The sequence below is a fragment of the Maribellus comscasis genome, assembly GCF_009762775.1.
Classification (GTDB): domain Bacteria; phylum Bacteroidota; class Bacteroidia; order Bacteroidales; family Prolixibacteraceae; genus Draconibacterium; species Draconibacterium comscasis.
In genome coordinates this window covers 4,565,018-4,588,628 of record NZ_CP046401.1, presented here as the reverse complement: position 1 = coordinate 4,588,628, position 23,611 = coordinate 4,565,018, and the positions used below count along the sequence as shown (strand labels likewise).

The following is a 23,611-nucleotide window of genomic DNA, read 5'->3' as shown; positions in this document are numbered from 1 at the left end:
ATGGTAAAAATAAGCAGATATATATTAGTAGTTATTGCCATTGTCGGGTTTTCTATCGGAATACCAAAACTCTACTGGATGGCTTTTTCAAAACCGATACGGGTTCCGTTTGTAATGTACAGTTGCATTGAAAACGATTTTATGATTCAGCGGTCAGGCGAAGATGGCCTGATGCGTCAGGACACCCGTGGAAATAACTATACACGCGAAGAATACGAAGAAAAACTTCCATTTCTTTATGTAAGGCAGTTGTTGATGTCGAACACGATGCCCGATTCCATTAATGGAGTGGAAATGGACACCCATGAAATCAGCATGAACCGTTCAACCTTCCGTGTACAGCCCGAAGACCTTGACAGCCCGACACAAAAACTGTTTCCTCTTTTTGAAGCGGAATCGGGAAGGGCTAACCTGGAAATGCCTGAAGACTATTTCCGAATTAGCTGGAGAATGGAATTTGTGGATGCTAAATCCAACAAAATCCTGGAAGAAAAAAGCCAAATGTTTTCAGCTGTATTGTACAACCGGGGTTTTGAATTTCCGGCAAAATCGATAAACGGAATTCCAACCACACGAAAATCTTGTGATGAGGGATACCTGGTGGTTGACTCAAAGGATCAGCTTTTTCACATTAAAATGATAGAAGGGGAACCTTTTGTTGAAAAGGTGAAGCTTCCCGGGGGAATGAAATTTAAATACATCAGTTGTGTCGATTTTCGTAATAAAAATTTTTATGCCTACTTGTTTTCTACAAATAATGAGCTGTATATTCTCACACAAGATGAATATGAACTCATAAAATTTCCCGTGGAAAACATTGATCCGGCTAAAAACCAAATCCGAATATACAGCGACTTATTTCATTACAACATAATCGTCAGTGGCGACGACTTTGTTAAAGTGTATGCCCTTGACGCAAACTATAAAAATGTGAATGATTACTACGAAACCTGGCCCGCAAGGGAAGACAGGAGCGAAGGAAAAATTATTCAGGCACTTTTCCCCGGTCAAATCAGCATGACCGATTCTGATTCAAATTTTATCCGTTTCTATACCACATTCAATTCCTCACTGTATTGGTTGGTGTTGAGCGTGTTACTCATCGGAGTGCAATTTGTAATCATTAAAAAAAGAAATCTTGAATTAAAGAAAAATATTATTGACTTTATCATTATCGGAGTCTCAGGAATCTTTGGATTTCTAGCAGTAAATATTTTTCCAAATAAATTTTTCGATTAATCAATATTACCTATTATCAAAAAACAGTCATTCAAAATTGAGTGGCTGTTTTTTTATACCTTCGCGAAAAACAAATCGAAAATGGATTACCGGAAAGTTACCGTAAATATTTCTCCTTTTGAAGAGTGGCTGAGTGATATATTAACATCTCAGCTGGGCGAAAGTGGTTTTGAAAGTTTTATAAATACCGAAACAGGCTTTGAAGCTTTTCTTCCTGAAAACCTGTTTCAGGAAGAAACTGTAGAAATGGTACTGGAACCATTTTCTGAAAACTTTAAATTCGAAATTCTTTCTGAAAAAATTGAAGACCGCAATTGGAACGAGGAATGGGAAAAAAACTATTTCAAACCGTTGATTGTAGCCCAAGAATGCGTTGTTCGGGCACCTTTCCATACTGATTATCCTGAGGCCAAACATGAAATTGTGATTGAACCCAACATGGCTTTTGGCACCGGAAACCACGAAACGACATCCATGATGCTGGAATATATCCTCGAAAATAACGTTGAGAATAAAACTGTTCTCGACATGGGCTGCGGGACCGGAATCCTTGGAATACTTGCTTCGATGAAAGGCGCAAAAAATATCACTGCGATTGACATTGATGAATGGTCGTTTAAAGGAACTCAGGAAAACACAACGTTAAACCGGATTGAGAATATTGAAGTAAAACTGGGCGACGTTTCCTTGCTCGGAGAAGATACCTACGATTTTATTTTCGCTAATATTCAACGAAATGTATTGCTGGCCGATCTTCCCGCATATTCAAGATGTTTAAACACAAAAGGGAAAGTGTTCCTGAGTGGTTTTTATAAAAATGATATTATGGCCATAAAAAAGCGGGCTGAAGAGTTTGGGTTAAAAGATTCCGGATACAAAATAAAAAACAACTGGGTTGCTCATGCCTTTACCAAAATCGAAAAATGAAGTCTGCCATAAAATATTTTGTCACTCACTTTGACACTCTGCAAAGCGAAAAGCCTCATCTGAGAATCATTCAGCAAATAAACAAACTCAACCGGAAAGAAAGAGGAGAATTGCGAACCCAACTTTTTGAACGGGCAAAATTTCTGGAAGCGTCAAAATCTCCCGAACAAATAATTTTATGGCTGGAAAAATGTTTTCAAATTATCGACAAATATAGTTTTAGTTTTAACCGTGTTTTTTTTAGTCCCGGAAACGGCATCAAAGAATCGATAGAGAAACTGTTGCGAGAAGCGCGTTTGTCGGTTGACTTGTGTGTTTTTACGATTACTGATTACGAACTGGCACGACAAATCCTGGCTTGCCAAAAACGAAAAATGCGGGTCAGAATAATTACTGACGATGAAAAAATTTTGGATCACGGCTCGGTGATTATGAAATTAAAAAAGGCTGGCATTCAAATAAAAACCGACCATTCGCACTATCACATGCACAACAAATTCGGAATCATTGATAACAGAATTGTAATTACCGGCAGTTTCAACTGGACCTACACAGCGACCAAACATAACCAGGAAAATTTACTTGCAACCTCTAACTTTGATATTGTTAAACAATACCAAACCGAGTTCAACCGTCTCTGGGAAGAGATGTTTCAACTTTGATTACAGCACTTTAGCTGAATAAATTTTCAGCCCTTTTTGCACATTCTCTTTTCGCTTTGCCGTGTGTGCAATGTCGTTCCCCTCGTATATGAACTTCATATTTTCGACATATTCTTCTGAAAACTGTAGCAGCGATTTAAAACTGTATTTTTTTGAAACATCAATTCCGCAAACTTCAATAATCCGGGAATCCAAATAATTATTAAACTCCTCTTTCAGCGTAAAATCTTTCCGGTGAGTAATTATATCGTTGCATGAAGTTTCCACCAAATGAATACACCCTTCGCAAACACCGTCGGCTCCAACTACAATCTCAACTTCTGTTTCAGGATGCTGCCAGACTATTTCCGCTACTTTATGATAGGAATGTTTATACGGATGCGGATTAAATTCCTTGGCGATGCCAAAATCACGAATGATATCAAAAAAATGATGAATTTTAATTTTCATAACTCATGGATTAATTTTTTAGGTTTTTCCATTTCCCATATTTCGAGGTCGCGCATATTTTTTCCGTCAACTACAAAACGCAAAGCGGTTAACACTTTGTGGAATCCTTTTAATCCGGCGGCTCCGGGATTCATATGCAGAAAATTTAATTTTTTGTCAAAAATCACTTTTAAAATATGGGAATGTCCGCTGATAAACAAATCAGGCGGATGTCTGAAAATTTCGGGCATTACATATTTTTCATAACGCCCGGGATAACCACCAATGTGGGTCATCCAAATGTTTACATCTTCACACTTAAACCGCTGGTGAAGCGGATAAACTACCCGAATATCCTGCCCGTCAATATTTCCGTACACTCCTTTCAATGGCTTAAAATCAGCCAAACGATCAGCAATTTCAATGTTCCCGAAATCCCCGGCATGCCATATTTCATCTACATTTTCAAAAAACGCAAATAACCGTGGATGTATAAAACCATGAGTATCAGAAAGGAGTCCGATTCTTTTCATAAAAAGATTACATTTTCGCCTTAAAAAGGGTAAATTACGGTAATTTTGTTCATAATAAACAGGAAAAATTTAAAAACCACATTATGATTTCTATTGTAGCAAAATTTACTGTAAATAAAGGAGAAGAAGATAAATTTATCAGTTTGGTAAGTGAATTGGGTGAAGCTTCGCGTGCAGAAAAAGGTTGTATTGAATACATTTTGCATAAACATGCAGAAAAAGCATTAACTTACTGTATTATTGAAAAGTGGAAAAACCAGGCCGCTATTGATGAGCACAACAGTTCAGGCCATTTTACCACTATTGTTCCCAAAATTGTTGAAATTACTGATGCTGAAATAGATATTTACCAGCCAGTTTAAACACGATTTTTTATGAAACGAGTAGTTATTGTCCGTCATGCAAAATCAGTTCCCTACGGTTACGATGATGATTTTAACCGCGATTTAAAAGAACGTGGAAAAAACGATGCAAAACTGGTGAGTGAGGATCTGAAAAGAAAGGGAATAGTGCCTGATGTTATGATTTCAAGTCCGGCAAAGCGCGCGATTAAAACTGCCCGAATTTTTGCCGATAATTTGGGTTTTAACCGTAAAGATATTTTTAAGGTTGAAGATATTTATGACGGACAAACTACTTCTGAATTTCTGGAGATGATAAAAGAGCTACCGGAAAATGCGGAAACGGTTTTCTTTTTTGGTCACAATCCTGGATTTCATTATTTCGCAAGTAACCTGCTGCAATCTTTTGGAGGAGACATGCCCACCTGTTCAACAGTTGGAATTGATTTTGAAGTTGATTTCTGGAAAAATGTGGAAGCCCGAACCGGAAAAAAAGCTTTTCATCTTGTTCCGAGAATGTTTAAATAGATTTTAAATCGGCAAAACATTTTTGTAGATCCTGTCTATATAAATTGAACATCTTTCAATTCCGCTTTTTCAGTTCAAAAACCCTCGGCTCCTTTATAGTTGCCATGTATCCCTGAAAACTTAAACCGGGAAGACAATCCAGTGATTTTTCACAGTATTTATTAAAGAAGAAATAATTAGTTTATACTCACTCTGGTAACTGGGGCTGTTTTTGCCGACACACAAAAAAGCTTCCAAAGAACATTAGCTGAATTAAAACGCAAAATGTATCTCCGCAAAAAAACAGAGAAAGCGAACGACCATGAAATAAATAATACTTGTTGCAAAAAACACCCATAAATCGCGACGAATTAAAATCCTTCACATCAAATGATTGCAAAAACAGTTTTCGGTTTTGTAAAATTCCATCAAACCGAAACCTGTTTTGCGTGTTGAAATAAATGATTATTTAAGTACAATGTTCAAAACTGAAAACAGATATGGATGCATTTATTGCCGCCCGCATGCAAATGGCGGTTTCGTTGGGATTTCACATTATTTTCGCTTGTATTGGTATGGTAATGCCGTGGTTTATGTTTGTGGCCGAGTGGAAATGGCTGCGAACGAATAATCCGGTATATCTTGATTTAGCAAAAGCCTGGGCAAAAGGTGTTGCCATTTTTTTTGCTGTCGGAGCGGTTTCAGGAACCGTTTTATCATTTGAACTGGGTATGCTATGGCCTACATTTATGGAGCATGCAGGTCCCATTTTCGGGATGCCTTTTTCGTGGGAAGGAACAGCATTTTTCCTTGAAGCCATTGCGCTCGGACTTTTCCTCTATGGCTGGAAAAGACTAAATAAATGGGTACACCTTTATACCGGAATGGTTGTAGGAATAGCGGGTGTTCTCTCAGGAATTTTTGTTGTTTCCGCAAACGCATGGATGAATGCTCCCTCCGGTTTCGACTGGGTAAACGGCCAGGCGGAAAATATCGATCCGGTAAAAGCAATGTTTAATAAGGCCTGGTTTTCGCAGGCGCACCACATGACCATTGCTGCATTTTCGGCTACTGGTTTTGCGGTGGCTGGTGTTCATGCAATGCTTTACTTAAAAAACAAATTGGAGATACATGCCAAAGCCATTACAATTGCGCTGGCATTTGCGTCGGTAGCAGCTGTTTTGCAGCCACTCAGCGGTGATTTGGCTGCAAAAAATGTGGCGAAACTTCAACCGGCCAAACTCGCTGCCTTTGAATCGCACTTTGAAACACAGGAAAAAGCTCCGCTTATTATTGGCGGGATTCCCGATGTTGAAAAACGCGAAGTAAAATATGCAATTAAGCTTCCCGGATTTTTGAGTTTCCTTGCTCACGGCGATTTTAATGCAGAAGTAAAAGGACTTGAAGAGTTTCCCGAAGAAGAGTGGCCACCGGTTCCCATTACACACTATTCTTTCCAGCTAATGGTTGGTATTGGGATGTTTCTAATGTTGATTGCTTTTATTTTCTGGGCTGCTTCATTCAAATGGAAACACTGGCTGGAAAAAAAATGGTGGCTAAAAATATTGATCCTGGCAACGCCTCTGGGTTTTATTGCTATTGAAGCAGGCTGGATTGTAACCGAAGTAGGCAGACAACCATGGATTATATACGGAATTATGAAAACCAAAGATTCGCTCACTCCAATGCCGGGAATTCAGTATACGTTCTATACCATATCAGCAGTTTATCTTCTGCTTAGTTTTATCGTTACCTGGCTTCTAAGCCGTCAAATTAAAGTGTTACAATCAAAATATTTATCCAAATGACCGAAATAAACTTTTCCATTCTCGTAATTAGTCTGTTGTTGTATGTGTTACTGGGGGGAGCTGATTTTGGCGGTGGAATTCTGGAACTTCTCACCAAAGGAAAAGCATCAGGGATTGTTTCACGAGCCATTGCGCCAGTGTGGGAAGCCAACCACGTTTGGCTGATTTTGGTAGTGGTAATTCTATTTGTTGGTTTTCCACCTGTTTATTCTACCATTTTAACTGCGTTACACATCCCGGTTTTGCTGGTTTTATTGGGCATAATTCTGCGTGGCTCAGCATTTACGTTTCGCCATTACGATATTGACGAAGCTACTCCCAAAGCCATTTATTCAACTATCTTTCAGTATTCAAGTCTGTTTACCACATTTTTTCTGGGTGTAACACTGGGTGGCGTTATTCTCGGAAACATCTCTCTCGATTACCAGGATGGATTCTACAAAATATATGTACATCCCTGGTTAAACTGGTTCTCGATGAGTATGGGCTTATTTCTTGTTTTGCTTTTTGCATTTCTGGCCGGAATCTTTACAGTTAGCGAGTTAAAAGAAGAAAAATATATCCACTATTTCTCACGCATTGCCAAACGTTTAATTATCGCTTTGGTTATTGTTGGAGCAATGGTTTTTGTTGCAGCTGAAATTAGCGGACATCCGCTTTTTTATGAATTTTACCACTCGCCTGTGAGTGTAGGAAGTATAGTGCTTGCAACCATAGCATTGCCTCCGCTTTGGATTAACCTGAATAAAAATAAGCGCAACATGCTTCGAATTATCGGGGGTTTTCAAACCACCATGATTGTAACTGGTTGGTTTGCTATACAATTTCCTGTTTTGGTAAAAGTTAGTGGCGGCGATGATATTACACTTCAAAATTCGAGTGCTCCTGAACAGGTGCAATTTTATTTACTCATTGCGCTTGTAGTCGGAGTACTTATTATTCTGCCGTCAATGGCTTATTTATACAAAACATTCAAATTTGATAAACAATCTTCTTCCGATTCGATATAAAAATACAGTTGGGATTTTTATAGTTTATTCTGCTTTTATTAAAGTTCAAACCATAATTGTGTAATTTTGTGAACGGTTTAAAATGCTAAAAATAAATGCAACTTTTTTATATACCCAAAATTTCAGGAAATACGGTAACGCTCGATCAATCGGAGTCAAAACATGCAGTCAGGGTACTGCGTCTTTCAAAGGGTGATTTAATCCAAATTATCGACGGGAAAGGAGGATTTTACGAAGGAGAAATCAAGGATGATAATCCCAAATGCTGCAAAATTTCTGTTTTGAATGCCACCAAAGAATTGGGAAAAAAGAATTATAAACTTCACATTGCCATAGCTCCCACAAAAAACATCGACCGCTTTGAATGGTTTCTTGAAAAAGCAACAGAAATAGGCATCGACGAGATAACGCCAATTCTTTCTGAACACTCAGAGCGAAAAGTGATAAAGCCGGACCGATTAAATAAAATACTGGTTTCGGCAATAAAACAATCCGTAAAAACATATCTTCCTGTTCTAAATGAAATTACTTCATTTACAGAGCTGGCTTCAGATACGACTATTGAAAACAAATTTATTGCACATTGTAACGATGGGGAAAAACCTCATCTGAAAAATATGATTCATAAAAACCATGATGCGTTAATTTTAATCGGACCGGAAGGAGATTTTAGTCCGGAAGAAGTGAATTTTGCAAAAAGTAAGGGTTTTCACGAAATTTCGTTGGGAAAGTCGCGTTTGAGAACTGAAACAGCCGGCGTGGTGGCCTGTCATATTGTAAATCTGGCAAACGAATAGTTTTTATATTTGACAATGAATTGTATTTTTCGGAAAAACAGAACCATGAAAAGCTTTCTTAGTTTTATTTTTGTTGTTTTTATTCTTTCTGCTTCGGGACAAAATCAGGCAGTAAAAATTGCTTTGGCAAAATACAATGGTGGAGGTGACTGGTATTCCGATCCAACGGCATTACCTAATTTAATTGAATTCTGCAATCAAAATCTAAATACAAACATTAATCCCGAACCCTCGACAGTTGAAATTGGGAGTCCCGAGATTTTTAATTATCCCTACGTGGAGATGACCGGTCACGGAAATGTGATTTTTTCTGAAAGCGAAGCCATCAATCTGAGAATTTACCTTGAAGGAGGCGGATTCTTGCATTGCGATGACAACTACGGAATTGATGAGTATTTCCGCCGCGAAATGAAAAAAGTATTTCCGGATAAAGAGTTTATAGAACTTCCCCCCTCCCACTCAATCTTTCACCAGAAATATAATTTTAATGAAGGTTTGCCCAAAATTCATGAGCATGACAATAAAAGGCCACAAGCTTTTGGATTGTTTATCGAAGACAGAATGGTGTGTTTGTACACTTATGAATCGGACCTGGGCGACGGTTGGGAAGATGAAGCAGTGCATAACGATCCCTACGAAACAAGAGAAAAAGCACTCAAAATGGGTGCAAACATTATCTCATATGTTTTTGGTCAATAATATAAAAAACCACTAATATTGTATTATAAAAAGATTATGTAAGGATTATTCCAAGATAATCACACCCTAACTTTAAATAATGAAAGTAGTAGCAATTAACGGAAGTCCAAGAAAAAAAGGGAACACGGCACTTTTAATCAACGAAATATTTAAAGTACTTGAGGAAAACGGTGTTGAAACAGAAATGATTCAACTGGGCAATAAACCGGTTCATGGTTGTACTGCTTGTTTAAAATGCAAAGAAATTAAGGACGGAAAATGCCATATAAAAAATGACCACCTGAATTACTGCATCGAAAAAATGACAGAAGCTGACGGAATTATCATTGGCTCTCCCGTTTATTTTGCCGATATCACTCCCGAAATAAAAGCGCTTATTGATGTTGCCGGCTATGTAACAAGGGCAAATGGTCATTTATTAAAAAGAAAAGTTGGCGCGGCGGTAATTGCCGTACGCCGCGGAGGAGCATTGCATGCATTTGAGTCGGTAAACAATTTCTTCCTTATAAATCAAATGATTGTACCAGGTTCAACCTACTGGAACTTTGCTTTTGGCCGGGACCCCGGTGATGTTTTGAAGGATGAAGAGGGATTAAACACAATACAAACGCTTGGGAAAAACATGGCCTGGTTACTTGAAAAAGTTTGCAACTAAGCCAATTTTTATTTGTCTGTTATCAACAAAACATAAAACAATTATTATGAGAAAAATACTTTTAGCGATTGCAATACTGATTTCAGTAGCATTTGCAGCAAATGCACAGGATTACAGTACGGGTATCGGTATTCGTGGCGGACCATCAAATGGTTTGACAATTAAACACTTTATTACTGACAACGCTGCATTGGAGGGAATTCTTGCCAGTCGCTGGGAAGGTTTTAATGTAACGGGATTGTACGAGATTCATGCGGTTGCATTTGATACTCCGAGATTGAACTGGTATTATGGTTTTGGTGGACATATCGGCTTTTGGGACGGATCAAAAAATGACTACTGGTTTGACGACTCAGACAACTATACTGTTGTTGGAATCGACGGAATACTTGGAATAGAATACAATATCGAGTCCATTCCGTTTAATATTAGTTTGGATTGGAAGCCGGGAATAAACCTTATTGGTTATCAGGGGTTCTGGGGCGATGAAGCTGCGATTTCCGTGCGATTTATTTTCTAAATAATCGCTGTCCTGAATGGAAGATATACTAGGTCTCCATTCAGGACAGCTATCTACTTTTATTGTTTGGTTAAAATCACCAGATACTTTGAAGCTTTCCAAAATTCTCCGCTGTTATCGATAAACAAAGTGTCTGCCTTTTCTTCTCCGGAAATATGAAAAGATCCGGCGGGATGAACAGAGATTACTTCGGCCTTTTTTACCAGCAAGGGAATATATTTAAACTCCCGAATGTCAATTTTTGTAAAATAATCCTTATTAAAATCTTCTTTTACATCGGTGTTTTTCCCAAGCCCCAGGAAACCTCCGATACGTTCAATTACACCATTTTCTTCCAACTCTTTTTTACTTCCATAGGTGTAATAGGCTTCATTTAGCTGCAATATCTGAGACTCAATTCTTTCTGTTTTTTGCTGACTCTCATCTTCCATTATCTCAATTTTTTGACTTAATGAAGTGATATCAAAATTTAACTTTTGAATTTCTTCATTCAGCGCCAAAATCTCGGTGTCTTTTTGATCAATCTGGCTTTGAAGATTACTCACCATTTTTTCAAATTCAGTTACCATTCCCTGTAGTTTCCCAACTCTGAAATTGGCATTATTCAACTTTTTCTGAAGCGAGGCGGTTAACTCCTTGTTTTCCTGTAATAAATTATTTATCAGAGCAATATCATCCATTATCAACTCTTTTTGTTGAGATGACATTTCGCGTCCCTGTGCCGATTGTACTGTAACCAAATCCTCCATTTTTTTAATGGTATCAAGATTGGCCTGGATTTCATTAAAATCATTTAAAAATCCGACAATCGATGAATCTTTCATTTCTGATTCACTGCGTAAACTATCAATCGTTACGGAAAGTTTTTCAGCATCCTCTTTATAGTTGTGACAAGACGCAAAAAAAACGACCATCAAAATAAAAATCGCAAGCTTTTTCATTTTATCTTTCTTTTGCACACAATTTAATACAAAAAAATCTTTTTCCAACATAATGTTTCTCCAAATTAGCAGCAACATATTTTACACCCGTTTTCCACTTATCCTAAAAACAAAAAACCCTCTGCTTATAACAAACAGAAGGTTCTTCATTATTTATTTTTTATGAATCTATGCTTTTTCAAATTTTAATGTTTCTGTGGTTAAATCACAAACTTCTGATGGTCCGAAATACTGAATTGGTCCCGGGTATACAAACTGCGTTGTAAATGCCCACTCACCACGTTTGGAAACAAAATATTTATATGGAGCGCCTTCCAGTTCAACCAACGCTTTTTGAATTACAGGTTTCATATGTCCGTGACGTTTTTCCATATTCATCATTGTGGTTACCGGAACACCACCAGCAATCCATTCTTCCGCGGGAGAGGTCAAATTACGAACAGATGACATATAACCGGTTTTTCCGTCAGAAATCAAAACTGATGCAGTGTAGCCCAATGAATAACAATAATCAGCATCAAAATTCGATGGAGCCGCACAACGACCTTCATAGCCAAAAAAGTGATACTGAGTTCCAAATTTACCCACGTATTCACCTGCTTTTTTCATTTTTTCCAACTTGGTTTTGACCATTTCACCCAGCAATTTTTCAGTTTCGATCAATGAAACCTGTACGTTTCCGTGTGGATCACGATCCAAGGTCAACTGTGTAGCAATGCCTGAAGGAAGCGATTTGAATACTTTTGCTGAATCATCGGTTAAATGACCTGCCACCCATTCATTTCTGTGGCTTTTTTTCAGCATTTTAAATTCTTTTTCGGTTTCTGAACCTTCGGCAAGCATATCATTCAATTCCGAAATCAAAACTTTCATTTCAGGAATAAACTCAATCAACCCTTCGGGTATCAGAGCCACTCCGAAGTTATCACCATTTTCGGCACGTTTTGCAACAATGCCTGCCATGTATTCTACTATTTCTTCCAACGTCTGCTTTTTGTCGGCAACCTCTTCCGAAATTAAAGTAATATTAGGCTGTGTTTTTAGCGCACATTCCAAACCAATATGAGAAGCAGAACGTCCCATTAACTTAATAAAGTGCCAGTATTTTTTTGCAGAATTGGCATCGCGCTGAATATTTCCAATCAATTCGGAATAAACCTTTGTTGCTGTGTCAAAACCAAACGAAGTTTCAATCATTTCATTTTTTAAGTCGCCATCAATGGTTTTGGGGCAACCTATTACCTGAACACCTGCATCTTTAGCTGCATAGTATTCGGCCAAAACACAAGCATTTGTATTTGAATCGTCGCCACCAATAATAACCAGTGCATTCAAATTTAAATCGTTGGCAATTTCCAAACCTTTGTCAAACTGCCACTCTTCTTCCAGTTTTGTACGGCCGGAACCAATAATATCGAAACCACCGGTATTACGGTATTCATCAATAATCTCAGCAGTTAATTCAACGTATTTGTGATCAACCAATCCGCCTGGGCCACCTAAAAATCCGTACAAACGGCTTTCCTGATTTATTTTTTTTATTCCGTCGAAAATACCTGAAATTACATTGTGCCCGCCCGGAGCTTGTCCGCCGGAAAGAATAACACCAACATTTATTGCCGGTCTGTCTTTTTTTACTTCACCTTCTTCAAAAGTGATTAGAGGCATCCCGTAGGTATTTGGAAATAATTTTTCGATATCTTTCTGGTCAGCAACGGATTGAGTTTTTGCACCTTCAACAAGTTTAACCGCTCCAACCAAAGATTTTGGAAGTTTAGGCTGATATTTTGCCCTTTCCTTTTGTAATGCGCTAATATTCATTTTGATATAATTTTTGATTCAGTTTCAAAATTCACTCAAAAATAATGCATTTTATGGTGATTGCCTATTGAAGAAATTTTTCTCCGGTGGATTTAAAGTAAAGTTAAAAGGCAAATCAATGATTCACCGTGCGGCTTTTTGTTATAATTCAAAGTCGACGGATAAATTAACGACTTGCCCTGAGGGTGTAATCCCGTATTACTCCTTTGCTTTATTTTAGTTGGTCTATTCTACAATTTTGAGGCAGAATTTTTATCAAGAAAAAGAGTTGTACCCGGATGAGTTCGTAATATTGTTGCCGGGCAAGTTGTAGAAACCTCTGCATTTAAAGTGTCATACACTGCCTGGGCCTTTCTTTCGTCGGGAACTACGCAACTGATATGTTTACAGTTCATAATTGCCGGAATGGTCAATGAAAGTGCGTGTGTTGGCACATCATCGAAAGTCGGAAACCACCCCTCGCCTAATTGCTGTTTACGACAAGCCTCATCCAATTCTACCACTTTTACAAGTTTCGGGTCGTTAAAATCGGCAACCGGAGGATCGTTAAATGCAATATGCCCGTTTTCGCCGATCCCGATACAAGCCACATCAACCGGATGCGTTTTTAACAAGTCCTCATAACTTGCAAGTACTGCGTCAATATCATCTGCATCTCCCTCCAGATAATGTACCTCTTTGGGTTGAACCTTATCCAGGATCCTTTCTTTTAAATATTTTCGAAAACTTGCCGGATGAGAGATCGACATTCCCTTGTATTCATCGAGGTGAAAAACCGTAATTTTATTCCACCCGATATCTTCTTTTTGAAGATGCTCCAAAAACGAAAATTGTGATGCCCCGGTTGCGAGAATTAAATTCGCAAAACCTTTTTCCTTTATTGCTTCGGCCAATTTTTCCGCTACTGAAATTGCGGCGGCCTTTCCCATTAAATCTGCTGTTTCAAAAACGCGAACATTAAGCTTATCTTTTTGAATTTTAGAAATCATTATTTGTGGTTTTAAAAAAGTTCAACAATAGCATAATAAGTTGTTAAAAATGAAAACAAAATTACGGCAATTACCCCGAGATTCATTTTCCATCCTGCGATATACGTATTCATTATTTTTTTGCGGTTCATTAAGACAAAAACAGGGATGGCAACTGCGGGAAGAATACAAGCTTGAAAAGCCTGCGAAAAAATCATTAAAGCCGGCGGTCGGTGTTCAAGAAACACAGAGCCAAATGCAAAAATGATTCCCAGAAACATCAACCAGCGAAACAAAGGAGAATGCACATCACGTGGTTTTCCCATATAATCGGAAACCAGCCATGGGGCAATTAACACGATCGGAAAAACAGTTGATAATCCGGCCCCTGTAATCCCAAAAATTAAAATCAGGGCAGCCCATTTCCCGCCAAGTGGCTGAAAAAGATGAATCATATCCACTGTGTTATCCAGTTTTAAGCCCATTACATGTAGTGTTCCCGCTGAAACGGCCATGATTATTCCGCTTAGAAAAAGCATCATTGCCGCAGATACAAAAGCGTCCTTTTTTTCATTTTTTAAATTTTTTATTGTCCAGCCTTTTTCTGCCACCACGGTACTTCGAACAATAAAAACCGCAGCAGAACAGGTAGTTCCGGCCATGGCAGCAACCAATCCAAGCGCACCGGGTTTATCGGGAATACTTGGAATCATTCCTTGTAAAATGGTCGAATAATCAGGTTTTAGCATAAAAAATACAACGATAAAACTCACCCCCATTAAAATGACAAAAACTGTAAGTACCTTTTCGAACTGTTTATAACGGCCAAACCAGAGAAGCAGATACAAAACAGGCACTATTATCAATATAATCCAGAGCGTATTTACTGTTTTTCCATCGGTAAGAATTCGGATTCCTTCCTGCAGTAATTCAGCTACAATTCCCATTACACCAATTAATGCCAGTAGTTCTCCAATTATCAGGGCAATTAAAATATACAAGGCGAGTAACCATCCGTATTTAAACTCGGATTTAATGTTAAACAACGCTGTTTTGCCGGTTACTAGTGTGACTTTCCCGTATGCAACCATCAAAATAAAGGTAAAAACACAGGACAAAACCAAGGCCCAAAAAAGTGACATTCCGTATTCGGCACCTGATTTGGCCATCGTAGTCACGCTTCCGGTGCCAATGTTGTAACCTATCAGGAAAAGCCCGGGACCAACTGCTGCGAGTCCAACTATAATTTTCTTGAAAATATTTTTTGACATACTAATTTTAAAAAATTCAAATCTCTAATCAATTTAAATCGCCAATTTGTGTTTTGATTTTTGGTTTTGAGAATTGAAGTTTATTACTTATTTATTTCTCATAAACCAGATCACCCAAAACATAGGTTTTTTGGATATTCACTTTAAAATCGTCGAGTGTAAAAAGAATGATGTCCGCTCTTTTCCCTGGTTCCAGCACCCCGCGGTCGTTTAATCCATTCAATATAGCGGGGTTTGTACTCGACATTTTAACAGCGTCTGCCAAAGAACATCCGGTAACTTCCATAATATGCCCCACTCCCTTTGTAATGGCAGAAGCCGAACCATATAATACATTTTGCGCCGGATACCTTAACATCCCATCTTTTGTTAGTTCGATAGTTTCGCCTGTTTCTGTTTTATATTCACCAGGTTCAAGAGCTGCATAACTGGTTACATCTGAAACTATTATGGTTTTATCTAATCCTTTTGCCTTGAAAAAAACAGAGATTTCTTCGGGTAACAGATGAAAGCCGTCACAAATTATACTGGCCGTTAAATCGCTGTTTGCCAGCTGTGGCCAGAGTGGATTCCGGTGTCGGTTAATCATATTAGCACAGCCGTTTCCAAGATGGGTTGAAATCCTCGCTCCATTTTTTACCGCCTCGTTTACCTGCTGAGTATTTGCGTTGTGGTGCCCAAGGGCAACAACAATACCTTTGTCCGCGCATTTGCGGATAAAATCCATAGCCCCTTCCGTCTCCGGGGCTACCGTTACCTGAATTATTTTTTCATTTGCCGCTTTGTACATTTCCATAAATTCGTCCCAGTCGGGCAAACGCACAAACCGTTTCGGGTGTGCTCCGCGAAAACCATCTTCAGGATTTATATATGGTCCTTCCAGGTGAAACCCTGGTATAGAACCTTTTAAATCTTCATTGTTCATCGATTTCGCCAACAATCCGAAATTCTTAACCAGGATTTCCTGGCTATTGGTAGTAAGAGTCGGCAAATAAGTGGTTACTCCCTGTTTCCACAATTCACTGGTAGCCTTTTTTATTCCGTCAACGGTTAAATCACTTTCCCCAAAAGCAAAGGATACACCTGCAAAACCATTTACCTGATTATCAAAAAAGCCCGGAGCGACAAAAACGTTTTGGCCTTTTTCTGATAGTCTCTGAATTGACTTCACTTCTTTAATTTCACCATCCTCAATCATTATCTGAACGGGTTTACCGGTTTGATAATGAATCCCCTCGACTATCTGTTGGGAATATGATTGGTTACTTATCAAAATTAAAAGCAGGAATATTAAAAATTGGTATCTATTTTTTAGTTGGTTTATACTCATCTTATTTCTTTTTAGTTTGAAATTCATAAATTACGAAAACAGAGACGAAACATTAAATTTTTGTTCTTTGCCCTTTACACATTAAGCAATTCAACAGGAGTCCATTTCTCAGTTTTTGCCGACTTCTCCAATGCTTCCAAAACTGAAACACAATTCAAAATACTTTGGTGAGAACGCGGTTCCTTTCCGGTTTTGAACATTTCAACCATATCGGCATAATTTTTAGGCGGATCTGATTCTTCTACTCCCGGCTTCAATTCCATAAACTGATTCCCTGATTCCACAAAGGTTTCCCACCCATACGCCTTGTGCTTAAAAATCAGAGTAGCAAACAGCCCCGAGGCAAATTTCAAACTGGCATTACCTGCACTTCCGTTTCTGTTTACCTTCACTTCTTCAATATCCTCACCAAACATATATATTAAAGGTTGCACAATGTGCACCCCGTAAAAAAATATGCCTCCATATTTTGAGTCCAGATCGGCAGTACCTGTGCGTACCACCTGTGAAATTTCATCCATTGACTTTATCTGTTTCATCATATCAAAAGTAGCTGAACTTTGTGCGATAGAGCTGTATGAAGTTACCGGCGTTCCTTTTGATTTTGCCATTTGCAGAAAATCTTTTCCTTCGCTGGCGCGGTAACAAAAAGGCTTGTCAACAAAAGTCGGAACTCCCGCTTCCACAAAAGGTCGCGCAGCTTCCAGATGATATTTAGGATGACGATGATCTACAATTAAAGCATCAATATTTCCCAACATTTCTTTTGGGTCTTTCACCTGTTCCGGAATATTTCCTTTTTTCATAGCAGCTTTGGCAAATTCGTCGGTTTCACCCCAAACATATTTTACTTCTGCCCCAGGAAATTTTTTGTCGATATTAAAAAGTTTTCCAAATCCGGCAGTGTGCGAATTCTCAGCTCCAATAATTCCGATAAGCAAATTCTTCTCGCTTGATTCCGCCAAAACCGATTTTGCAATAAAACCGGATGTTGCCATAGAAGTTAATGCCACTCCTTTTCCGGTTGTCTTTATAAAATCTCTTCTCGTTGTCATATCCACAATTTTATAATTTCATTTCCCATCCCTTTTCATATTCACGCGACCATAATTTTTGCGCGTCTTTATCACCTTTAATGTGACCGTTTTCAGGATTTACTTCCAGTGAATGACCAACTCTCTGTGCGATATTTCCCAACTGAACGAGTAAGGTACTTTTATGCCCTCCATCGATATCCGATTTAAGTGGCTCGTTATTCAGGATGTTGTTAAAAAAGTTCCGAATATGCAAAGCATCCAGGTGGCTCGAAGGATTTGCTGCATCTCGCGGATCAATTTCCATTTCGTTGTTTACTTCCTTTACAATATTATTTTTTAAATCGTAAACCTTATAATCATTTCCTCCTGAAATCACAATACTTCCTTCCTCTCCATAAAAAGCAACTCCAACCGAACTGCCCTCAATATGTTTCCCGTTGCAGCTTCTGCCTTCCCAGCTCATTGAAACTTCCTTATCAAAATCAAAACTGATAACCTGTGTATCTGGCGTTTCCCAATCGTCTTTATAACGATATCGTCCCCCGTTTGAACTGACTTTTACAGGATAGTCGACCTCTAATCCCCAGCGTAACAAGTCAACCATGTGGGTTCCGTTATTCAATGCCTCGCCGGTTCCCCAGTGCCAGAACCAGTGCCAGTTGTAATGTACAATATTATCTTTGTATGCCCTACGTGGTGCCGGTCCCTGCCAAAGTTCCCAGTTTAGCCAATCCGGAACCGCAACTTCTTTACCGATTCCGATGGATTCGCGATTGTTTGTATACCACCCCTTTCCATAATAGGGTCTACCAACAATTCCTTCCTTTAAATCCTTAATGGCTTCCATTACATTTGGCCATGAACGACGCTGATTTCCCATCTGAACCGATTTTTTGTATTGTTTTGCAGCTTCTACCAACATCTCTCCCTCAGCGGGATTATGGCTGCAAGGTTTCTCCAGATAAACGTTTTTTCCGGCCTGCATGGCAATCAGTGCCGCAGGTGCATGCCAGTGGTCGGGAGCTGCAACCACCAAAATATCAACATCTTTATCTTCCAGCGATTTTCTAAAATCGGCAAAACCTTTAGGTTTAACATCTTGTACCTTTGCAACATTAACCGAACATTTTTCGATGGCCCTTGAGTCTACGTCGCAGATATGAACTACATCGCAATTATTTTGAAATGCAAAATTTTGTGCCAGTGCATTTCCCCGCGAATTAACTCCCATTACCGAAGCCCTCAGTTTTTTATTTGCGCCGACAATTCGTTTATAACTTGAGGCGCTAAAACCCGGCAATATTCCCCCTGCCATTATTACCGCAGAACCAGCCGCAGCATTTTTGATAAAATTCCTTCTTGTATTTTTCATCGTTTATTTTGTTGGTTTACAATAATTCAGTTTAATTAAAATTGATATAGAAATCTACATTTTCCCGAATAATGATATCAAGTGGTACGTTTTGAATTTTTCCGGGTTCCTTTTTATAAACAAAAAGTTCAAACAACGACTGAACAGCTTTTACCCCTTGCTTTTGCGGACTTTGTGAAATCAAATAATCAATCCCACCCTTCTTTAAATGGTTTATATTTTCCTGAACCAAATCGTAGCCTGCAACTCTAATATCAAGTTCATGTGTCAGGTGAAAATCGGAAACCAAAAACGCTTTTGAATTGGTAACAAAAACTCCTTTTATATTCTGATTTTTTATATAAAACTTTGTTAGTTCCCTGAACACCACATCTTTATTGGTTGAATTGATCGTCAACTTATGAATCCGGGTTGGATCTCCTTTTTTTTCGTTGAAAAATTCTATGAATCCAGCCTCCATTCTTTTGAGTGCCGCTGCATTCTCATAGCCTTTCACCATGTGCAGAATTAGTAACTCGTTTTCTTTCCCAACCACTGAATTCAAAAGCTTTGCGGCGATATAAGCACTTTGTTTTACATCGGGGCCAATGTAGGTCAGACTCTTTTGTCCGGGAATATCGGAATCGATAAAAACACATGGAATATTTTTCTCTTCCAGTTTTTTAACAAACTCCAAACTTTCCTGAACAAAAAGAGGAGCTATGATAACACCGTCAGGATTTTGTTCAAGTATTTTCTGTGCCTGAGAATTAAAGGAGTTTTCATCAAACAAATGAAAAGGAAATATATCTACAACCATTCCAAAATCCCGATACATGTTTTCAGCTTTCTCCAATCCATCTTTAGGAATGGACCAGTAATGCCCGGAATGAGGAGATGAGGGAATTAATGCACAAACGATAAACCGACTACCAAGCGCAAGTGTGCGGGCAATCAAATTCGGGTTAAAATTCAGCTTTTTTATTGCCTCTTCAATCTTCTGTTTTTTTTCAGGAGATACTTTTCCGCGGTTGTGGATAACCCGGTCGATTGTTCCGACTGAGACATTGGCATAATTTGCCACATCCTGAATAGTTACTTTTTTTGATTTTTCCATTTCAACAGTCCCACAATAAGAATTCAACAATCTACCCAAAATGTGTGCGCACACATTCAGAGAAAAAAGATAACTATTTTAAATTAAACAACCTCACAATAGTGTAAAAAAATAAATATTATTTTTGCAAAAGGCTAAGAAGTGTGTGGGCACACAATTATTCTTTCGCAACACAACTTTCACGATCCAATTTCTAACCCCAGATTTAATTGGTTAAAAAATCGAGCACATTACTTGCACCGCCAGAACGAGCCCCTTTGTATAGTTCAGTATATCCACAGCGAGAGCATGAAACGGCAGTAAATTTTCTGTTTTGAATGTTGAAATACTTTGTAAACCCGGCACCTGTTGTGCGTAACTGATCTATTTCCGCCTTCCGGTTACCACACTTTGGGCAGGTATAAGATTTTTGATTCATGGCATTTTTATTTTATCGGTTAAGTAAAAATATCTGTTCGGGTTATTAGTATCCGGCGAATCAAATAAATTACTATTTCAATAAATAATACAAGTATTGAGATAATCACCGACATTCACCAAAAATTTAGTTTTGATACTTTTTTTCTGAATCAAACATTATTCTGTCCTTTTATATCTTCTGTGTACCTGCTCATTTTACGATTTGGTATTTAATCGTTTAGCATCCTTTAAAGCATTATGTATTATCCATTCCAGTTGTCCGTTTATACTCCGAAAATCATCGGCAGCCCATTTTTCAACCGCCTCCATCATTTCCGGACTTACTCGCAACACAAATGTTTTTTTCTTTGCCATATTAACACCTCCCGTCAGAAATCAATCATGATATCCAATTAGTCAACTCAGGACTAAAACGATAATTGCCATAACAAATTCAAAAGCAATTAAAATAAGAAAGACCTTTACCTTTCCACTAAAAAATGATTCCTTTTCTTTTTTTAATCTATTGTTTTCCATAACCTTGCAACTTTTAACTCACTAACTTCATCATAGCATTTCTCATAGCTCGCTTTCGTTGTATTCCAAAAAAAAGCTTCTTTCCACTTTTTTGAATATTGGTGGATAAGCTATCCCTATTCCATCAGCCATAATTTTGGTTTTTAGCCTTAGTCTGGCAAATACAAAAACGACTAATAAAATCGGTAAAACCCAAAATACCCCCATTACAATCAATCCTTCTTTATTATAAGGTTTATACAACGCCTCCTGTAAAATGCGACCGAATAAAAAAGAAACCAAAACAACCAACAAGACAAAAAAACCAGGTTAGCACAATCCATCAATCCGTATAACCTTACACTTTACTGAAAAGAAATTTGCCCATTTTATTGATACAAGGTTCCGGTATTTACAATTGGTGTGGCATCTTTATCTCCGCAAAGCACCACCATCAGGTTACTCACCATTGAAGCTTTTTTCTCCTCATCCAGGTCAACAATTTCTTTTTGACTTAATTCATCAAGCGCCATTTCAACCATACTTACAGCACCTTCAACAATTTTGTAACGTGCAGCTACAATTGCAGTTGCCTGCTGTCTTTTCAACATCGCCTGGGCAATTTCCTGTGCATAGGCTATATGGTTAATTCGAGCTTCTATGACGTGAATTCCGGCAATTTCAAGACGCTCAATTATTTCCTTTTCCAATTCATTGTTTACCTCTTCAGTACCATCACGCAAAGTGACTTTTGCATTTTCATCTTCAATATTATCATAGGGATACATGCCAGCCAGTTTTCGAAGTGCAGCCTCGCTTTGAACAACCACAAAGTGCTCATATTCATCCACACCAAAAGCAGCTTTGTAAGTTTCCTCCACTTTCCAAACCAAAACCAAACCGATCATTATCGGATTCCCCAACTTGTCGTTGACTTTAATTGTTTCGCTGTCAAAATTTCTTGCCCGAAGCGAAATCTTCTTCCGAACAAAAAATGGATTCACCCAGTAAAATCCATTTGATTTGATGGTTCCTTTGTATGCACCAAACAAAACCATAACACAACTCTGATTGGGATCTACTACCGTAAAACCGATTGCCATTAAAATAAAAACAGGAATAAAAACAACCGCCGGGATAATCATTCCCATCACAAATCCAAACACAATTAAGATTAAAATAACTAATTCCAAAAGAAGGACTAAATAACCAGATAATGCAGAATATTGTTTTTCCATGACATTAAAATTGAATTAATATGATATCAAAATAATATCACTAAATTAAATTATTTCAAAATAAAAAACAATACTCTTGGTCAATTTTTTTAACTTTAATCAAAATCATAAGTTGCCTAAACTTTTGGAGACCTTTGGGGTTATTTTCAAAAAATGTTTAAATGAAGAAAACAATCAAGTTAATTAAAGAACCTTTAAATCAATTTATACGACTGGAAACCTCAAGTAGTATAATTCTTTTTCTCGCAACCATTACCGCATTAGTTCTGGCAAACAGCCCGATAAGAGAATCGTTCGTAAGTTTCTGGGACAATTATATCACCATTAAAGTACCCGGATTTGAATTATCCAAACCAATTTTAAAATGGATTAACGACGGATTAATGGCCATTTTCTTTTTCCTTATTGGTCTTGAAATAAAAAGAGAAATCTTAACAGGGGAACTCAGCAGGTTAAAAAAAGCATCGCTTCCTATTTTTGCTGCGGTTGGCGGCATGATTTTACCTGCGATTACTTTTACTTTCCTGAACATGGGAGAGCCTGGTTCTGAAGGATGGGGAATTCCAATGGCTGCAGACATTGCATTTACATTGGGTATTTTGAAACTTTTGGGAAACCGTGTTCCAAACGGACTTAAAGTTTTTTTAATGGCTTTTGCGATAATCGATGACTTAGGCGCAGTGTTGGTAATCGCCTTTTTCTATAGTTCCAATCTTGTTTGGCTTTATATTGGGATAGCATTGGCTATAGTAGCAGCTTTAATTGCACTGTCTTTTCGCGGATTTTATTCAAAATATTTATTTTTTGTAATGGGTTTGATTGTTTGGGTACTGTTTTTAAAATCAGGCATTCACTCGACCATAGCAGGTGTTCTGATGGCTTTAACAATCCCTCTTCGAAGAGAGACAGATACGCGTTCCTTTTACGAAAAAGGAAAAGAAAGCCTCGAAGCCTTTATGGAAGATTGTAAAACCAATGGCGAAAAAACTGTATTAACGAAAAGACAATTTAATGCTATTGACGATTTGGAAGAAATTACTGAAAAGACAGCAGCTCCGTTACAGTACCTGGAACACCGGCTACACGGCTGGGTTTCTTATCTGATTATGCCCATTTTTGCACTGGCCAATGCTGGTGTTGTATTTAGTTTTTCGGGAGATTCCAATTTTTCCCTTTCAACAAATCTTGCAATAAGCCTTGTTGCCGGGAACTCGGCAGGCATCTTCCTTTTTTCACTTATAGCAATAAAACTCAACTTTGCGGAGCTTCCCAAAAATGTCACCTTTCAGCAACTGGCCGGAGTATCATTCCTAGGTGGCCTCGGATTCACCATGTCGTTATTTATCAATAACCTCGCATACACAGATGCATTGCTGATTAATTCCGCAAAAATGGGAATTTTAATTGGCTCATTTATTGCCGGCTTGGTCGGGTATCTGATTTTAAGAGTTACATTAAACGATAAAAAAGAAGAGGCACAAAATTAAGTGCCTCT

General features: G+C 38.1%; 25 protein-coding genes. 12 read left to right on the top strand and 13 right to left on the bottom strand.

From position 1 onward, the window contains the following. The 3 genes from GM418_RS18265 (at position 1) to GM418_RS18255 (ending at position 2,828) form a co-directional block, all read left to right on the top strand. Positions 1-1,239, top strand: coding sequence for a DUF4857 domain-containing protein (locus tag GM418_RS18265; RefSeq protein WP_158868686.1), 1,239 nt, complete (start codon positions 1-3; stop codon positions 1,237-1,239). Between the two features lie 81 nt (positions 1,240-1,320). Then, positions 1,321-2,166, top strand: a complete 846-nt coding sequence (prmA, locus tag GM418_RS18260) for a 50S ribosomal protein L11 methyltransferase (RefSeq protein WP_158868685.1) — start codon at positions 1,321-1,323, stop codon at positions 2,164-2,166. Continuing rightward, a complete protein-coding gene (locus GM418_RS18255; RefSeq protein WP_158868684.1) occupies positions 2,163-2,828 on the top strand; it encodes a phospholipase D-like domain-containing protein in 666 nt (221 codons plus the stop codon). The genes prmA and GM418_RS18255 overlap by 4 nt, the downstream gene beginning before the upstream one ends. Here GM418_RS18255 and GM418_RS18250 read toward each other — a convergent pair whose 3' ends face one another. Both GM418_RS18250 and GM418_RS18245 read right to left on the bottom strand, forming a co-directional pair. Continuing rightward, positions 2,829-3,278, bottom strand: coding sequence for a DUF1284 domain-containing protein (locus GM418_RS18250; protein ID WP_158868683.1), 450 nt, complete (start codon positions 3,276-3,278; stop codon positions 2,829-2,831). After that, complete coding sequence (locus GM418_RS18245) at positions 3,275-3,790, bottom strand: metallophosphoesterase family protein (protein ID WP_158868682.1); 516 nt, start codon at positions 3,788-3,790, stop codon at positions 3,275-3,277. Before GM418_RS18245 ends, GM418_RS18250 begins: the two co-directional genes overlap by 4 nt. 83 nt (positions 3,791-3,873) lie before the next feature. On the opposite strand from GM418_RS18245, the gene GM418_RS18240 reads away from it, so the two are divergent. The 8 genes from GM418_RS18240 to GM418_RS18205 all read left to right on the top strand — a co-directional run bounded on the left by GM418_RS18240 (position 3,874) and on the right by GM418_RS18205 (position 10,127). Further along, positions 3,874-4,152, top strand: coding sequence for a putative quinol monooxygenase (locus tag GM418_RS18240; RefSeq protein ID WP_158868681.1), 279 nt, complete (start codon positions 3,874-3,876; stop codon positions 4,150-4,152). Positions 4,153-4,164: 12 nt separating this feature from the next. Continuing rightward, positions 4,165-4,659: a SixA phosphatase family protein gene (locus GM418_RS18235; protein ID WP_158868680.1), complete on the top strand. Its 495-nt coding sequence runs from the start codon at positions 4,165-4,167 to the stop codon at positions 4,657-4,659. Between the two features lie 479 nt (positions 4,660-5,138). After that, positions 5,139-6,446, top strand: a complete 1,308-nt coding sequence (locus GM418_RS18230) for a cytochrome ubiquinol oxidase subunit I (protein WP_158868679.1) — start codon at positions 5,139-5,141, stop codon at positions 6,444-6,446. Further along, a complete protein-coding gene (locus GM418_RS18225) occupies positions 6,443-7,456 on the top strand; it encodes a cytochrome d ubiquinol oxidase subunit II (RefSeq protein ID WP_158868678.1) in 1,014 nt (337 codons plus the stop codon). The genes GM418_RS18230 and GM418_RS18225 overlap by 4 nt, the downstream gene beginning before the upstream one ends. 95 nt (positions 7,457-7,551) lie before the next feature. Next, positions 7,552-8,253, top strand: a complete 702-nt coding sequence (locus GM418_RS18220; RefSeq protein ID WP_158868677.1) for a 16S rRNA (uracil(1498)-N(3))-methyltransferase — start codon at positions 7,552-7,554, stop codon at positions 8,251-8,253. Between the two features lie 45 nt (positions 8,254-8,298). Continuing rightward, positions 8,299-8,952: a DUF4159 domain-containing protein gene (locus GM418_RS18215; protein ID WP_158868676.1), complete on the top strand. Its 654-nt coding sequence runs from the start codon at positions 8,299-8,301 to the stop codon at positions 8,950-8,952. A gap of 79 nt (positions 8,953-9,031) precedes the next feature. After that, positions 9,032-9,607 (top strand): flavodoxin family protein, encoded by a 576-nt coding sequence (locus GM418_RS18210; protein ID WP_158868675.1) that lies wholly within the window; start codon positions 9,032-9,034, stop codon positions 9,605-9,607. 46 nt (positions 9,608-9,653) lie between these two features. Beyond that, complete coding sequence (locus tag GM418_RS18205) at positions 9,654-10,127, top strand: hypothetical protein (RefSeq protein WP_158868674.1); 474 nt, start codon at positions 9,654-9,656, stop codon at positions 10,125-10,127. Positions 10,128-10,186: 59 nt separating this feature from the next. Here GM418_RS18205 and GM418_RS18200 read toward each other — a convergent pair whose 3' ends face one another. From GM418_RS18200 to GM418_RS18150, 11 genes are all read right to left on the bottom strand, one after another. Further along, positions 10,187-11,068 carry a Cbp1 family collagen-binding glycoprotein adhesin gene (locus GM418_RS18200; protein WP_158868673.1) on the bottom strand — a complete coding sequence of 294 codons (882 nt, stop codon included), beginning with the start codon at positions 11,066-11,068 and terminating at the stop codon, positions 10,187-10,189. 168 nt (positions 11,069-11,236) lie between these two features. Continuing rightward, complete coding sequence (locus GM418_RS18195; protein ID WP_158868672.1) at positions 11,237-12,889, bottom strand: diphosphate--fructose-6-phosphate 1-phosphotransferase; 1,653 nt, start codon at positions 12,887-12,889, stop codon at positions 11,237-11,239. 230 nt (positions 12,890-13,119) lie between these two features. Next, positions 13,120-13,878, bottom strand: coding sequence for a glucosamine-6-phosphate deaminase (locus tag GM418_RS18190; RefSeq protein WP_158868671.1), 759 nt, complete (start codon positions 13,876-13,878; stop codon positions 13,120-13,122). A gap of 11 nt (positions 13,879-13,889) precedes the next feature. Then, positions 13,890-15,128: an Nramp family divalent metal transporter gene (locus tag GM418_RS18185; protein ID WP_158868670.1), complete on the bottom strand. Its 1,239-nt coding sequence runs from the start codon at positions 15,126-15,128 to the stop codon at positions 13,890-13,892. 91 nt (positions 15,129-15,219) lie between these two features. Then, positions 15,220-16,458 (bottom strand): N-acetylglucosamine-6-phosphate deacetylase, encoded by a 1,239-nt coding sequence (nagA, locus tag GM418_RS18180; RefSeq protein ID WP_158868669.1) that lies wholly within the window; start codon positions 16,456-16,458, stop codon positions 15,220-15,222. Between the two features lie 74 nt (positions 16,459-16,532). Further along, positions 16,533-17,513: a Gfo/Idh/MocA family protein gene (locus GM418_RS18175; protein WP_158868668.1), complete on the bottom strand. Its 981-nt coding sequence runs from the start codon at positions 17,511-17,513 to the stop codon at positions 16,533-16,535. Between the two features lie 10 nt (positions 17,514-17,523). Beyond that, positions 17,524-18,867, bottom strand: a complete 1,344-nt coding sequence (locus tag GM418_RS18170) for a Gfo/Idh/MocA family protein (RefSeq protein ID WP_158868667.1) — start codon at positions 18,865-18,867, stop codon at positions 17,524-17,526. Positions 18,868-18,898: 31 nt separating this feature from the next. After that, positions 18,899-19,963, bottom strand: a complete 1,065-nt coding sequence (locus tag GM418_RS18165; protein WP_158868666.1) for a substrate-binding domain-containing protein — start codon at positions 19,961-19,963, stop codon at positions 18,899-18,901. Between the two features lie 205 nt (positions 19,964-20,168). Continuing rightward, positions 20,169-20,381, bottom strand: coding sequence for a zinc ribbon domain-containing protein (locus tag GM418_RS18160; protein WP_158868665.1), 213 nt, complete (start codon positions 20,379-20,381; stop codon positions 20,169-20,171). Positions 20,382-20,578: 197 nt separating this feature from the next. Beyond that, entirely contained in the window at positions 20,579-20,737 is a 159-nt protein-coding gene (locus GM418_RS18155; RefSeq protein ID WP_158868664.1) for a type II toxin-antitoxin system antitoxin, read from the bottom strand. A gap of 530 nt (positions 20,738-21,267) precedes the next feature. Further along, positions 21,268-22,116, bottom strand: coding sequence for an SPFH domain-containing protein (locus GM418_RS18150; RefSeq protein ID WP_158868663.1), 849 nt, complete (start codon positions 22,114-22,116; stop codon positions 21,268-21,270). Positions 22,117-22,277: 161 nt separating this feature from the next. Between GM418_RS18150 and nhaA the strand changes: the two genes are divergently transcribed. Continuing rightward, a complete protein-coding gene (gene nhaA, locus GM418_RS18145; protein ID WP_158868662.1) occupies positions 22,278-23,603 on the top strand; it encodes a Na+/H+ antiporter NhaA in 1,326 nt (441 codons plus the stop codon). Positions 23,604-23,611: the final 8 nt, after the last annotated feature.